This is a genomic window from Mucilaginibacter sp., assembly GCF_036568825.1.
Taxonomy (GTDB): Bacteria; Bacteroidota; Bacteroidia; order Sphingobacteriales; family Sphingobacteriaceae; genus Mucilaginibacter.
Genome location: NZ_DATCRU010000060.1, coordinates 1 through 14,544 on the forward strand (window position 1 = coordinate 1; position 14,544 = coordinate 14,544).

13 protein-coding genes are annotated in these 14,544 nt (G+C 42.1%); 9 read left to right on the plus strand and 4 right to left on the minus strand.

What is annotated here, in order from left to right; translation table 11 throughout:
* Window positions 1-714 (minus strand): right-handed parallel beta-helix repeat-containing protein (locus VIM89_RS12310; protein WP_488156456.1); only part of this gene is annotated, 714 nt, incomplete at its 3' end.
* A gap of 361 nt (window positions 715-1,075) precedes the next feature.
* Between VIM89_RS12310 and VIM89_RS12315 the strand changes: the two genes are divergently transcribed.
* The gene (locus VIM89_RS12315) at window positions 1,076-3,715 is read left to right on the plus strand and encodes a ligase-associated DNA damage response DEXH box helicase (protein ID WP_488156457.1); all 2,640 of its coding nucleotides are present in this window, start codon (window positions 1,076-1,078) and stop codon (window positions 3,713-3,715) included.
* Between the two features lie 617 nt (window positions 3,716-4,332).
* On the plus strand, window positions 4,333-4,839 hold the full coding sequence (msrB, locus tag VIM89_RS12320; protein ID WP_488156458.1) for a peptide-methionine (R)-S-oxide reductase MsrB: 507 nt from the start codon (window positions 4,333-4,335) through the stop codon (window positions 4,837-4,839).
* Between the two features lie 181 nt (window positions 4,840-5,020).
* On the opposite strand, the gene VIM89_RS12325 is transcribed toward msrB, so the two are convergent.
* Complete coding sequence (locus tag VIM89_RS12325; RefSeq protein WP_488156459.1) at window positions 5,021-5,908, minus strand: T9SS type A sorting domain-containing protein; 888 nt, start codon at window positions 5,906-5,908, stop codon at window positions 5,021-5,023.
* 134 nt (window positions 5,909-6,042) lie between these two features.
* On the opposite strand from VIM89_RS12325, the gene VIM89_RS12330 reads away from it, so the two are divergent.
* On the plus strand, window positions 6,043-7,890 hold the full coding sequence (locus tag VIM89_RS12330; protein ID WP_488156460.1) for a sensor histidine kinase: 1,848 nt from the start codon (window positions 6,043-6,045) through the stop codon (window positions 7,888-7,890).
* A gap of 3 nt (window positions 7,891-7,893) precedes the next feature.
* On the plus strand, window positions 7,894-8,586 hold the full coding sequence (locus VIM89_RS12335) for a response regulator transcription factor (RefSeq protein WP_488156461.1): 693 nt from the start codon (window positions 7,894-7,896) through the stop codon (window positions 8,584-8,586).
* Here VIM89_RS12335 and VIM89_RS12340 read toward each other — a convergent pair.
* Window positions 8,583-8,936, minus strand: coding sequence for a bleomycin resistance protein (locus tag VIM89_RS12340; protein ID WP_488156462.1), 354 nt, complete (start codon window positions 8,934-8,936; stop codon window positions 8,583-8,585). The genes VIM89_RS12335 and VIM89_RS12340 overlap by 4 nt on opposite strands.
* Before the next feature lie 124 nt (window positions 8,937-9,060).
* Here VIM89_RS12340 and VIM89_RS12345 point away from each other — a divergent pair, with 124 nt between their 5' ends.
* The 5 genes from VIM89_RS12345 to VIM89_RS12365 all read left to right on the plus strand — a co-directional run bounded on the left by VIM89_RS12345 (window position 9,061) and on the right by VIM89_RS12365 (window position 13,896).
* Window positions 9,061-10,620: a M28 family metallopeptidase gene (locus tag VIM89_RS12345; RefSeq protein WP_488156463.1), complete on the plus strand. Its 1,560-nt coding sequence runs from the start codon at window positions 9,061-9,063 to the stop codon at window positions 10,618-10,620.
* Between the two features lie 162 nt (window positions 10,621-10,782).
* Window positions 10,783-11,154 (plus strand): BlaI/MecI/CopY family transcriptional regulator, encoded by a 372-nt coding sequence (locus tag VIM89_RS12350; protein WP_488156464.1) that lies wholly within the window; start codon window positions 10,783-10,785, stop codon window positions 11,152-11,154.
* A gap of 5 nt (window positions 11,155-11,159) precedes the next feature.
* On the plus strand, window positions 11,160-12,875 hold the full coding sequence (locus VIM89_RS12355; protein WP_488156465.1) for an energy transducer TonB: 1,716 nt from the start codon (window positions 11,160-11,162) through the stop codon (window positions 12,873-12,875).
* A 103-nt stretch (window positions 12,876-12,978) separates the two neighbouring features.
* Complete coding sequence (locus tag VIM89_RS12360; RefSeq protein ID WP_488156466.1) at window positions 12,979-13,389, plus strand: hypothetical protein; 411 nt, start codon at window positions 12,979-12,981, stop codon at window positions 13,387-13,389.
* Window positions 13,390-13,467: 78 nt separating this feature from the next.
* Entirely contained in the window at window positions 13,468-13,896 is a 429-nt protein-coding gene (locus tag VIM89_RS12365) for an SPW repeat domain-containing protein (protein WP_488156467.1), read from the plus strand.
* 73 nt (window positions 13,897-13,969) lie between these two features.
* On the opposite strand, the gene VIM89_RS12370 is transcribed toward VIM89_RS12365, so the two are convergent.
* On the minus strand, window positions 13,970-14,485 hold the full coding sequence (locus tag VIM89_RS12370) for a DinB family protein (RefSeq protein ID WP_488156468.1): 516 nt from the start codon (window positions 14,483-14,485) through the stop codon (window positions 13,970-13,972).
* Window positions 14,486-14,544: the final 59 nt, after the last annotated feature.

Consider the following 14,544-nt stretch of genomic DNA (forward strand, 5'->3'; position numbering starts at 1 on the left):
GCAATGGTTATAATTTACCTGGATACCGCCGCCGCTCACATTATTCAATTGTACGAAGTTACCTGAAGGGAATGGACCGTTCATGTTCAGGAACTGGTTATTGTTTACCTTAACAGTTTTACACTGCATCGCGTTAACACCGGCCCTTACATTGGTAACAAAACAGCTATCGATAGTTACGTTAGTGCAATTGTTAAGCTGGATACCATCGTTGGTCGTATTCATAACTTTACATTTGGTGATGTGTACGTTGCTGCAATTGTTCAGCTTTATACCTATAGAACCACCATTACCCAGGTTGATCGAGTCGCCGCTAATAGTAATATTACTTTGATTACTTAAGCTGATGGCTGCTGAGGCCTTATATATAAATTTTGTTGAAGAGCTTGACGTGCCTGTTTTTCCAGTTGTGCCGGTCGTTCCGGTTGTACCTGTTTTGCCGGTTGTTCCTGTCGTACCGGTTGTACCTGTTTTTCCAGTTGTACCCGTTTTGCCGGTTGTTCCGGTAGCACCAGTGCTTCCAGTTGCGCCTGTAGTACCGCCGGATGTGCCGGTTCCTGTAGGCTTGCCGTTGTCATCTAAACTTGTGGTTTTAACTGAAGCTGGAACAACTGAGCTGTCCTTTTGACATGATGTGAAAACTGATGCGGAAAGCATTGTAATGCCTAACATTACGCTCATCCACGAGGTGGTTGGTCTGCGTTTTAGAATCATAATAGTTAAATCAATTATGGTCTTTTGTACGGTGTCAATTAACCAATAGTTACATAAAAATCTGATTTTCAGAAAATAAGTTAATTTTTGCTATTAAAAAGTATGGTTAATGTTAAAATTGAAGTGTATGAGAGAAGTGGTTTGACGAGCAGGAAGTCGCTTATTTATACTAAGTTACGTCACTTACCTCAACAAGGTGGTGACAGCATTTTGTCGTCAAATAAAAAAATACAAATAATTGATTTTGAGGTGTTCATTTATGCTAATCGGTGTTCACATCGTGAGTGTGAACACGTCTTTTATCAACTTTTTTTATTTCAATGGATACAACTATTTATTAATTAAAATTGTATGTTGAGTTGTGATCACGACAGGGCAGCAAATCATAGCCGAATGGTATAAGCGGAAAAACTGGGAGCAGTTTCCCTTTCAGCAGGAAATGGAAGCGGCTTACCTGGGCGGATATTCTGGTTTGCTGAATGCGCCAACCGGTAGTGGAAAAACCTTCGCGCTGTTTTTACCTTTCCTGGCGGATTACATCAACAAGAATCCCGATACCTGGCACACACGCCTGAATAACGGACTGATGATGCTTTGGATAACGCCACTGCGCGCATTAACAAATGACATCAGGAAAGCGATGCAGGAAGTTTGCGATGAGATCGGCCTGCCCTGGAAGATCGGCACACGTACGGGTGATACACCCGCAGCAGAAAAGCAAGCCCTGAAAAAGAAACTGCCCGAAGTGCTGCTCACCACGCCTGAAAGCCTGCACCTGATGATGGCGCAAAAAGAATATCCTAAAATATTTACGCAACTACAAGTAGTAGTGATCGATGAATGGCATGAGTTGCTGGGAACGAAACGAGGAGTCCAGGTGGAGTTGGGAATGTCCAGGCTCAAGGGGCTTGCTTCAGTTGGCAGTTCTCAGTTTGCAGTGGGCAAAACTCAGTTTACAGTTGGCAGTCAGCAGTGGGCAGGTAACACGGAAGGTAACAGAATGCAAAGCAGCAAACTGCAAACTTCCAACTGCAAACTAAAAATCTGGGGTATCAGTGCTACTATCGGCAACCTGGAACAAGCATCGGAGGTACTACTTGGCAATAATTTTCCGAAGGAACAGGTGAAGATGGTTCGCGCATTCATTGATAAGAAGTTGGTGATCAAATCAGTCATTCCTGAAAATATTGAGAGCTATTCCTGGTCGGGGCATATTGGGATAAAGCTGCTGCCGCAGGTGATGGATCTGGTAGCTAAAAGCAAGACGACGCTGATATTTACCAATACCCGGTCGCAATCGGAGATATGGTATCATGCTATTTTGGATAATTACCCTGAGTATGCAGGTATTATGGCTATGCATCATGGCTCGTTGGATAATGAATTGCGCAATTGGGTAGAACAGGCCTTACATGCAGAAGCATTGAAAGTAGTGGTATGTACATCAAGTTTGGATCTTGGGGTTGATTTTCGTCCGGTGGATACGGTGATACAAGTGGGCAGCCCTAAAGGAGTAGCAAGGTTTATGCAGCGGGCAGGCCGTAGCGGGCATGCTCCAGGAGCGATATCCAGAGCTTATTATGTGCCGACTCACTCTTTGGAATTACTGGAAGGCGCTGCACTAAAACAAGGCATCAAACAAGGTATCTATGAGAGCCGGGATCCAATGTTGCTTACTTACGATGTATTGGTGCAATACATGGTTACGCTGGCGGTTTCGGATGGTTTCAGGGCCGATGATCTGTATCATGAAGTAAAAACCACCTATGCTTTTGCTGATCTTACCCGAAAAGAATTTAACGAGTTGCTGGAATTTGTAACCCACGGCGGTAATGTGCTTGCCCAATACGATGAGTTTCTGAAAGTAGAAGTTGAGAACGGTTTATACCAGGTAAAAAGTCGCCGGGTAGCCATGCGGCACCGGCTGAGCATTGGTACTATTACCAGCGACGTGAGCATCAGGGTAAAATGGCTGAGCGGGAAAAGTTTGGGAACTATTGAGGAATCTTTCATTTCAAAATTAAAACCCGGAGATAACTTTTGGTTTGCGGGACAAAGCCTGGAATTTATCCGTGTGAAGGAAATGAGCGCTTATGTCAGGAAGTCGACTGCCAAAAAAGGGATAATACCGAGCTGGATGGGCGGACGGATGCCTTTATCATCACAACTCTCAGCTGTGTTTAGGGATAAGCTGGATGAAATGGCGCACGGCATAGAAAATGATGAAGAAGTGATCGCTCTTAAACCTTTATTCAATTTACAGACGGAGCTATCGCATCTCCCTCAAAGCCATGAGTTTTTGATCGAATCCTTTCATTCGCGTGAAGGACATCATTTGATATTTTATCCTTTTGAAGGAAGATTGGTGCACGAGGGAATGGCCTCATTACTGGCTTACCGGATTTCGAAGATCAAGCCGTTCTCATTTTCCATCGCCATGAATGATTATGGATTTGAGCTGCTGGCTGATGACGAGATCCCGATAGAGATGGCTTTGGAGGATGCCAGTTTCTTTTCTATCGATAACCTGCTGGATGATATTTTGCATAGCCTGAACGCCAACGAGATGGCAAAAAGAAAATTCAGGGATATTGCACATATAGGCGGACTGGTTTTCACTGGTTATCCCGGCCAGCCGGTAAAAAGCAGACATTTGCAGGCATCTACATCATTGTTATTTGACGTCTTCAGCGAGTATGAACCGAATAATCTTTTGGTACGGCAGGCATATAATGAGGCCCTGGCTTTCCAACTAGAGGAATTCAGATTAAGAGAGGCTTTGCAGCGTATCGTTACTCAAAATATCATTTTGAAACAAATAGACCGGCCTACGCCATTTGCCTTCCCTATCATGGTAGACAGCCTGGGCAGGGAGCGCCTTACTACTGAAACGATGGAAGAACGTATTGCCCGGTTGACAAGACCTTATGATCCTGACGAAGAGACGCAGCAAAGAAAACCAGAAAAATCAAAAGGCAGGACAATGAGACGTGGCCTGTGATGAACAATTCTTAATTTGCGTTTGAGAAGAAAAGATTTTAAAAAAGGGGATGAAGGAGCACATAACTATCCCCTGTGCTGTACTGTAATACTGCATAACCTAAAAAAATACTTTTAGGCAATTGGTCCGGTTAATCGAATAACTTCCTACCTCTAACAACTATCGTAGCGATAATTAACACTATCGGTAAAACACATACGATTACCCCGCTTAATGTTTGCGCACTCATTGGTTTTTGAATTATGGTTTTTTATTTCTGCAAATACCGTGCCTGTTTTAAATAACCTGCTGTTTATTAACAATTTAACCCTTTTATATAAATTAAAATATTGTCACTCAAATCAATTGGGAACTATATTCCGCAAAAAGTGTGGAAAACTTTTGGATTTTGTGTAAAATTTTCCACAATAAAATATTGAAAATCAGAAGTATATTATAAGTAACTAAAGTAAGTTTAGCGTCAAATTATTAATACTTATATTGCTATTAGTCAGCGTATTCGTTTATAAAAACGGCAGATTGAAATAGATTAAACTTTATAGGGAGTAGTTGTAAGGGTTATTCATTGTATTCGACAAATAAATATACATAAAATATATAACATTTTGATAATGAATATGAAAAAAGTTAATCTGATCGTTGCTGCGCTGCTTTTTTCGGTGCTAAGCGCATGCGGACAGGGACAATCGAAGGAAAAAGTTGTTGCCGGAAGTTCTGAAGATGTAAAAATTTATCCTGAAGCAAAGCCCAGTTCTTATTGGAAAAAAGTATTATCTCCAGACGCATATGACATCATGGTGAATAAGGGAACCGAACCCCCGTTTCACAATCCGTATTGGAATAATCACGAAAAAGGCATCTATGTAAGTGCGGCTACCGGCAAGCCCTTATTCAGTTCGGATGCCAAGTTTGATTCGGGTACAGGCTGGCCAAGCTTTTTTAAGCCTATAGATCCGAAAGCGATCATGGTCGTTAAAGATTACTCGGACGGAATGGTGCGCGATGAGGTGGTTGAACGCAGTACGGGGTTACATTTGGGACACGTGTTTGATGATGGCCCTGCGCCAACCGGCTTGCGTTATTGCCTGGATTCGTATGCGCTGAAGTTTGTGAAAGCGAAGTGATTCACGTAATATAATTAATGAAGTATGTCATTTCGACGAACAGATTGGCCTAAGGTGATGGGTGAGGAGAAATCTTATACAAGCGACTCGCAGACTTTGCATGGTGCATAAGATTTCTCTTCGCCCCCATTCACAGCCTTGCCGGCTCATCGAAATGACATTGGGTTTCTATTAATTATTATTAATCTTCCTTTACCACCCTCTTCAAAGCAACTTTACTACCCTGTTTCACCTGCAGAAAATACACACCGTTTAATCCTAATGGGAAACTCTTGCTAAACTCGCCGGCTGTCATTTTCTCGCTCCAGATCAGTTTGCCTTCGCTATCGGTAAACTTTACTTCGGCAGCAGTTTTTGAAGCGAGGTTGAACATCAGCAGGGTCTTGCCGGAAGAAAACTCCGGTACCAGGTTCAGATCACGTAATTCTAAATCGGCTTTTTCGCTACCGGTTACATTCTTTACTTTTTCAGGCGACGCATCGCTTACTCTGAAGCTAGTATGCGTGCTGATTCCGTCGTTGCCGGTATTGGTATAGTCAAAACGTTGCACATTACGGTGACGGAAGTTTTCCCGCTCGCGCATCCGGAAATTGAAATTGCGCATGTGATCATTAAAGAACTCATTCCGGTCGCCATCGCCATTCATCCGGTAATTAAATGTAAAGGTTGAATCGCCTCCATCAGGCCTTCTCATTCTGAACTTAAACACATGTTTTGCGCTGTCATTAAAAAAGCGATGATTTTCAGTCAGGTCATCATCGTTAAAAAAACGGCGATTGTAGATCATATTCCTTCCGGTATCGGTTAATGACCGTTTTCTGAGAACAATGTGCTGTCTTCCATTAGTTTCAGGGCCGCTCAGGTTATCAATGTCTTTCAGTGCTTGCTCGCGCTCGGCAGGCGAAAGTTCTTTAATATTTTTACCGTTAATGGTCGTATCGCCATTCATAATGGTGATATCCATATTCTTGTTACCTTGTGCAAAAACTAACAGCGGCAAAGTCATTATTCCTATAATGCTTAGCGCAAATATTAGCTCGAAACCTGGTTTTGTCCAATGCCTGTTCATGCGATATTGCTTAAATTTATAAAGTCAAAGTTAACAAGCAGTTCAATTACAAGGTGTTAAATCCAAGCCTCAATATGTTAAAAATTGTTAAATGCAGATGATTTAAGCGTATTTGAAATATTTTTGTTACAGGGATGAAGAAGAAAAGTATAGGCCTTATAATTGGTTTGATGGGATTTGCACTTTTGGGTGTAATGTCTATGCAGTTTTATTTTTTGCGCCAGTCGTATCAAACGCAGTCTGATCTGTTTGACCGCTCGGTGAATGACGCACTAGGTAATGTCGTATCTAAACTCGCCAAACAGGATGCGATCAATTTCCTGAACAAGAAAGCGCAGGTATTTGACAAGCAACAAAGCCAGAAGGATAGCACCAGTCACCGCAGTTTTGTAAAATCGGTTGAAACCAAGTACACTAAGGTAGTTTTTGGTATTAAAAAGCCTGCCAAAAAGAAGCTTACCGCACGCGAAAAGAGATTAAACTTGCTGCGCGATAGTCTGAAGAAAGTAATACTGAGTAACCAGCTGGACGAGGAATTCTACACTATGGCCCAATCCGGTGAGTTGAACCTCCATTTTCGCTATGAAGAATACACCGATGAGTTTGGCAACATACATCAGCGTATGACTGACCCCAAAATTGTACGGGTACCTGTCAGTCCTTCGTATAAGAGGAAGCCTATGAAACTGCACAAGTACGATACTTTGCTGGTTGACTATATGGATCCGCAATTCGGCAAACAGGTGATACCGGTAGTACAGGTTAATCCGCTTTGGCAGCGTGAACAGGAAAGAAAAAGAAGCGAACGCAGGTTTCAGGAAGTGAAAAAAATGCTTGAGGACGACTCGATAGAAAATCTTCATAAAACCATTCAACCGGCAAATGTAATTGCCAACCTGGCAGACGAATATCAAAAATCTAACGAGCCCCTGGCCAAGCGACTTAACCCGTTCTGGATTGATTCGCTGTTGCGTTTTGAATTACATAATAAAGGAATTTTCCTGCCTTTTACTTATTCGGTAAGCACCTTTAATAGCGATTCGCTGCTTTACACCAATGTTTCGTACACTGATGGCAGCAACGCTAATATCATTCCGGCCAATTCTTACCAGGTGCCGATTTTTACCAAAGAGGTAATTAACGACCCTGGCAGGATCAAAATATCTTTCCCGCAAAAAAATTCGCTGATACTCGAAAAAATGACCGCCTCGATGGCCACTTCGGGTGCCTTGTTGCTGGTACTGATCGTTTGCTTTGGTTACACCATCTTCTCCATCCTTCGTCAAAAGAAGATATCAGAGATGAAGATGGATTTCATCAACAATATGACCCACGAGTTTAAAACCCCGGTATCAACAATCATGATCGCCAGTGAAGCATTGAAGGATCAGGAGATAATGGAAGATAAGGGCCGTGTGGCACGACTGGCGAATATCATTTTTGAAGAAAACCAGCGGCTGGGTAATCATATCGAACGCGTATTAAATATAGCCCGTATTGAAAAGAACGAATTCAAGCTCGACATAAAAAAACTGGATGTAAACGAGATGGTGACCACCGTACTGGATAGCATGTCGCTTAAGCTGCAGAAATACCAGGTGATTGCCAATCTGCATTTGGATGCTCAAAGCCCAATGATTGAGGCTGATGAACTGCATTTTTCGAATGTGTTGTATAACCTGATCGATAATGCCATAAAATACAGCCCGAACGTACCTGAAATTACTATAAGCACCTTTAACAAAAATGATGAGGTGGTTATCCGCGTGGCCGATAAAGGCATAGGCATGAACCGCGACCAGCAGTCCAAAATATTCGAGCAATTCTACCGCATCCCGACAGGTAACCTGCACGATGTGAAGGGATTTGGCCTTGGCTTAAGCTATGTAAATACGATTGTAAAGAAACTGAACGGAACGATAAGCGTTAAATCTGAAAAGGAAAAAGGCTCTGAGTTTGAGCTTAAATTTCATATATCCTAAAGCATGAAGAAAATATTATTAGTAGAGGACGACCCCAACCTTGGCTTACTTTTACAAGACTACCTGCAGTTGAAGGGCAAATTTGAAGTGGTTTTGTGTAAAGACGGCGAGGAAGGATTAAAGGCATTTACCAAACAAAATTTCGACCTGCTAATACTGGATGTAATGATGCCCAAAAAGGATGGGTTCACGCTTGGTAAAGAGATACGGAAGTTCAATACCCAGGTCCCTATCATCTTTGCTACCGCGAAAGGCATGATAGAAGATAAAACCCAGGCATTTAACTTGGGCGGCGATGACTATATCACCAAACCTTTTCGAATAGAAGAACTACTCCTTCGCATCAATGCCTTATTGAAAAGGGTAAACAACAGCGAGAAAAGCGAAGAAGAAAAACAAACTCACTTTAAGATCGGACGATACGATTTTGACTATACCTCACAAATGATCTCGGCCGGCGATGTACAGCAGAAATTATCAACCAAAGAAGCTGAACTGCTACGCCTGCTCTGTCTGCGCAAAAACGAGGTACTTACCCGCGAAGAAGCTCTGCTAAACATCTGGCACGATGATAATTACTTTAACGGCCGTAGCATGGATGTTTTCCTGAGCAAGATACGCAAGTACCTGAAGGATGATTCAAATGTCGAGATCATCAATGTGCACGGTCGCGGGTATAAGCTACTGATCAATTAATCAGCATTCATGTCTTCACCAAAGTGGATAATATTCCCGTTATTATCCAAAATGCTGAATTGTTTCATCCGCCATGGCTTTTCTTCCAGTTTACCATTAGGATGTATAATGCCGAGCGGTTCATATTTCGCATATAGCTTGTCAATTTCTGTCACGTTGATATAACATCCTGTATTTTTAGGTATGGCAGGATCATCAGTCGGCCATAGATGCAGTTGCACTTTTTCCTTGCTTAAAATAAGATAGCCTTCCCAGCTTGAGTGGAAGGTAAAGCCCAGTTTTTCAGTATAAAATTTAATAGTTTCTTCTTCATTTAATGAAGCCAGGATAGGTACGGCAGATTTGAGCATGTTCAGATAGATTTATCGGCCTAAAATAGTGATTCCGTGTAACAAATTTGTTAAGCGATCAACGCAATAAATTCAATATAAAATAGATAGGTTTGTTTATACTTAATTATTAACTGATCTTATAATGAAAAGAAAATTACTCTTTTCCGGCATTTTGTTTGCCGGGATAGCGGGTTCTGTTTTTGCCCAGGAGGCACCCGATGCCGCGGCGGTCCAAAAGATACGCGATGAGGGATTGAACCATTCTAAAGTAATGGAAACCGCCTTTTATCTTACCGATGTTGCCGGTCCGAGACTTGCTGGCTCTCCGGGTCTGAAAAGGGCGCAGGACTGGGCTGTAAACCAATTAAAGAGTTGGGGTTTGGAGAATGCTAAACGGGAGCCGTGGGGCAAGTTTGGCAAAGGCTGGGAAGTGCAGAAGAATTATGCTGCGATAACGGTTCCTTATTATCATGCCATTATAGCAATCCCCAAAGCCTGGACAGCCGGAACAAACGGCCCGATAAAAGGCGAAGTAATGTTGGTTAAAGCTGATACAATAACCGATCTGGATCAATACAAAGGAAAGCTTGCCGGTAAAATTGTAATATTCGATACTAAGACCAAATTGGCCGGTGGTACAAAGCCAGATCTGACCCGCTATACCGACGAAGAGCTCGACAAGATGGCCAAAGCCACATCGCAGCCTTCTCAACGCAGGGCTTTTGATCGTAACTCACCTCAATTTGTTGCTATGCAAAAGGCACGAGCCTTGCGCACTGCTGTTGGTAAATTTTTGCAGGAAGAAAACGTGGGTTTGATATTAAGCCTGGCCCGCGGAACAGATGGCACTGTGTTTACTACTAACGGTGCATCCTATGCTGATACGGCAAAAATCGCTGCTCCTGAGTTGGAAACTAGTGGCGAAGATTACCTGCGCATTTTGCGCCTGGTAAAAGCAGGGCAGAAAGTAGAAATGGAAGCTGACATCAAAACGCAATTCTTTACCGATGATTTGCAGGGATATGATGTAGTTGCCGAAATACCAGGAACAGATAAAAAATTGAAAGACCAGCTCGTAATCATCGGCGGTCACCTTGATTCGTGGCATGCTGCTACCGGGGCCACGGATAACGCTGCCGGAAGCGCTGTAATGATGGAGGCGGTGCGCATTTTAAAGGCGATAGGATTTAAACCAAAACGTACGATACGTATCTGTTTATGGAGTTCGGAAGAACAAGGCTTGTTTGGATCGCGCTATTATGTACTGAACCACTTTGGCGATCCTAAAACAATGCAATTAAAACCCGAGCAGGCCAAAGTATCGGCTTATTATAACCTGGATAATGGTACAGGAAAAATACGCGGCATTTATCTGCAGGGTGATTCGCTTGCCGGAGCTGTGTTTAAACCATGGTTTGAGCCTTTTAAAGATCTTGGCGCAGGTACTATTACCATCAGCAACACCGGTGGTACCGATCACTTGTCGTTTGCAGCAGTTGGTATTCCGGGGTTCCAGTTTATTCAAGAGCCAATGGATTACGGTACCCGCACGCACCACAGTAACCAGGATACATATGATCGTTTGAGTGAAGATGACCTGAAACAAGCCGCTACGATCATTGCGTCGTTTGTGTACAATACCGCTCAGCGCACAGAAATGATACCGAGAGGGGAATTACCTAAGGCACAGAGCACTAACTAATGTGGAATAATAAATGGTAATTTAAAACCTCCGGTTATCACGGAGGTTTTTTTATTTTGCAAAAAACTAAGCGCTTAGTTGCATTTTGAATTTAAGTTTTATATCTTTAATATAACCAATTGTACTGAGCGCCTAATTACGCTAAAATAAATTCGTAACATCATGGAAATTAAAGAATTAACTCGTGCGGAAGAGCAGATCATGCAGGTGCTTTGGCAGCTTAAGAAAGGTTTTGTAAAGGATGTAATAGATGCCCTGCCCGAGCCTAAACCGGCATACAATACCGTATCTACCTTCATCCGCATTCTTGAAGCTAAAGGCTTTGTTGATCACACCGCTTTTGGCAAAAGCCACGAGTATTTCCCTATCATCAGCAAAGAGCAATACCAGGGATTTGCAACCGAGAAACTCTTAAGCGGGTATTTTGACAATTCGGTAAAACACATGTTTTCCTTTTTCGTGAAGAAGGAAAAAATCGACCTAAAAGAAGCTGACGAGATCATGAAACTGATCGAAAAACTCAAAGAAAAATAGAAACTATGAGCTGGTGGCAATATTTACTGCTGGTAAACCTTTACCTGGTATTATCCTACGGTTTTTATTATCTGTTACTACGCAGGGAAACTTTTTTCCACCTGAATCGCCTTTTTTTAGTTTCAACAGCTATTTTTTCATTTTTTATTCCTGTAATCCATTCTGACTGGGTAAAAAATTTATTCATTACTCAAAAGGTACAGCACACTCTGTATGCTTATGCCAAACCAATATTGGTTTATCGTTTTAAAGACATCGAAGAGCACCACCTTACCATTGGCCAAATATTGGTGATCATTTATGCTATAGGCGCTGCCATATTGATCACCCGGTTTATTTTACAACTCATATCCCTTAAAAAAATAATAGATACACCGGAAGAAACAGCCGGTGCATTTTCGTTTTTCAGAAGAATTAAACTTGGCGGCAATCTCGATAACCTGGAAATCATAACTGCTCATGAGCAGGCACACGCCAATCAATGGCATACCGTTGATGTGCTGTTAATAGAAGCGGTTGCCATCATCAACTGGTTTAACCCGATAGTGTACCTGTATCGGCTGGAGATCAAACATATTCATGAGTACATTGCTGATCGGCATGCTTTAGAGAACGGTATCGACAAAGCCGATTACGCTATGTTGCTGCTGAGCCAAACACTAAAAACACCGCATCAACTGGTGACTCCGTTTTTCAATCACAGTTTGTTGAAACAGCGGATCATTATGCTGCAAAAGGACCGGTCGAGATATACTGCTCTTTTAAAATACGGTTTATCAGCACCTTTGTTTGTACTGATGATGATCCTTGCTTCGGTGACAATCGGTAAAACCAATGTAGTAAAAGTGATCAAAAATAAAGCAGAACATCTGTTTGCAACAACGGCTATTTCATTTACCTCTATGCATGCTGCTTCAGTTAAAAAACATGTGAATCATGTTGTTCCTGATCAAGTTATTGTTGAAAAACCTGTTGTAAAGGATTCAGCATATACATTGAATGATCTGGAGCCAGCGCCCACTACCCAACCTGCGACTGCTATTAAGCATACCGAAGAACCTGTTTTTATTACAGTAGAAGAAGAACCACAATTTAAAGGGGGAATTTCTGCATTTTATCGCTTCCTGGGCCAGAATATTCATTATCCTGAAGGCATGCTCGACAAAAACATTCAGGGCAAAGAACTGATTGCAATGACGATTGAAACTGATGGATCTCTGTCTGATATTAAAGTAGTAAAAGACCTTGGTAATGGGGCCGCGAAAGAAGTGATCAGGGTATTGAAGTTGTCACCAAAATGGGAGCCGGGATATCAGAATGGTAATAAAGTAAGGGTGAGGTATACTATACCGATCAGTTTCAATATTTCTAAAGGCCCTGCGCCAGATACTACATCAGAAGCTATAAAAGAAAAAACCAAAGTAGTTATTCCTGATAAGGTGACTTATGTCGTTCCAAAAGATTCTATCCGGAATACAGGTACCGTTCTGATCGGCCTGGATCCAAATATGGATCCGCTTTATGTGGTAGACGGAAAAGCCGTGTCTGATTTGAATAGCTTGAATCCTAATGATATTGCATCCATCAGGGTGCTAAAACAACAACCTGCCAAGGAAGTTTATGCCGGTATTTATGGCAAAAAAGCTTTGAATGGGGTTGTCGTTATTAAAACTAAGGACGCTGTCGAAAAGACCCAGGCGAATCTCAGCAATCCAAAATAAGCCTCAGCCTGTTGCTAACTATTTGATTTTCTGATTGGATTTTATTAAATTTAATAAACCAATCATAAATCAACTGACATCCTTTCACTAAAATTCCCTTGTTATGAACTGGAAAATTATTTTTCAATTGTCCGTATTCGGACTGATTATGGCCGTTGCAACCATATCCCTGATCCCTGAAAAAGTAGAACCCGTCTTCTGGCTGTTTATCTTTATTTTCTCTGCCTATATTATTGCCAAAGCAGTTGGCAGGCGGCACTTTTTACACGGCTTTTGTGTGAGCCTTGTAAATTGTATCTGGATAACAGCGGCTCATATGTTATTTTATAGCACCTACATTGCCAATCACCCAAGTGTTGCAAAAATGTCTGCTGAACACCCTATGCTGCCAACACATCCTCGCCTTGCTATGCTTATTACAGGGGCGGGAATTGGCATAATCTGTGGGTTAATATTAGGTCTGTTCTGCTTCATCGCATCATTCATTGTTAAGAAAAAGGCTGCGGCGTATTAAGTAATTAGCATAATTCACAAGTTTGAGTTGTAAACTTTAGAATAAACATTAATTTTGCGCTGTTAACACATTTAAGAAATGAAACCTTTTGTATCAACATCAACTTACGGATTTTTAAATTGGGTGATGGCTTTTGTCCTGATGTCTTCTCCATGGCTTTTTGGATTTTATCATGTCGGTGGCGCCTCATTCTTTTTACCATTGATCTTCGGGTGGTTGCAATTTATCATGGCTGTATTCAGCAAGCATAAATTCGGTTTTATGAATGTGTTCCCGGTTCCTATGCATTGCTTTATCGATGTTGTAGGCGGATCTTTCCTGCTGGCATCACCATGGGTATATGGTTTCGCAGACCGCGTATTCTGGCCACAATTACTGATGGGCGGTATCGTGTTCTTCCTGGGTGTGTTCACCAGAACATCCCCATTCACTGATGAGCCACAACACGTGTTTAAAGATGGCTTAGGTAACATTACCGATCTTGACGAGCCAATGGCACACGAATAATCAAATTTATAACAGCATAAAAAAAGGCAGATATTTATTCAATATCTGCCTTTTTCTTTTTTGAGGAGTTCGTTTAGAACAACATTTCTCCCGGTGGTGTAACGCCTTTCAAACGCAAATAAGCTACTGTCTGCCCCCTGTGGTGGGTTTGGTGCTCAAATGCTTTATTGATCAATGTAGCTTTTGCCAGGTCTTTTCCGCCCATTTTCATAGTTGCCTGTAATTGATCCGGTGTCATGCCCTGTATGGCAGCGATCACAAAATCATAGCTGTCCATCACTGCTTTGGTGGTAGCTTCTTTGGTTTGAGCTATGGTCTTTTCAGCAGAATTTTTTCCCAGCGGATTAGCTTTGCCGCTCGCAGTGCCTACTATGCCGTAGTTGCCGTCAGCCAGATGCAGCATCTGCCCTGCAAAGGTGCGCATCTCTGGTGTTGGCTTGAAAGCGTACCCGTCTTCAGGCATCGCATCAAGATAGGCTTTAGTGTAATTTTTAGCCCGCTGCCAGTCGGCAATCATCTGGTCTTTGGTTTGCGCATTGGCGCCCACAAAGGCAATTAATAACGTAAATAACAGTGCTAGTTTTTTCATGGTTTAAATATTTAGGTGTGCGATTTCTTATACCTAAGTTAGAGAATATATTCTCCGGT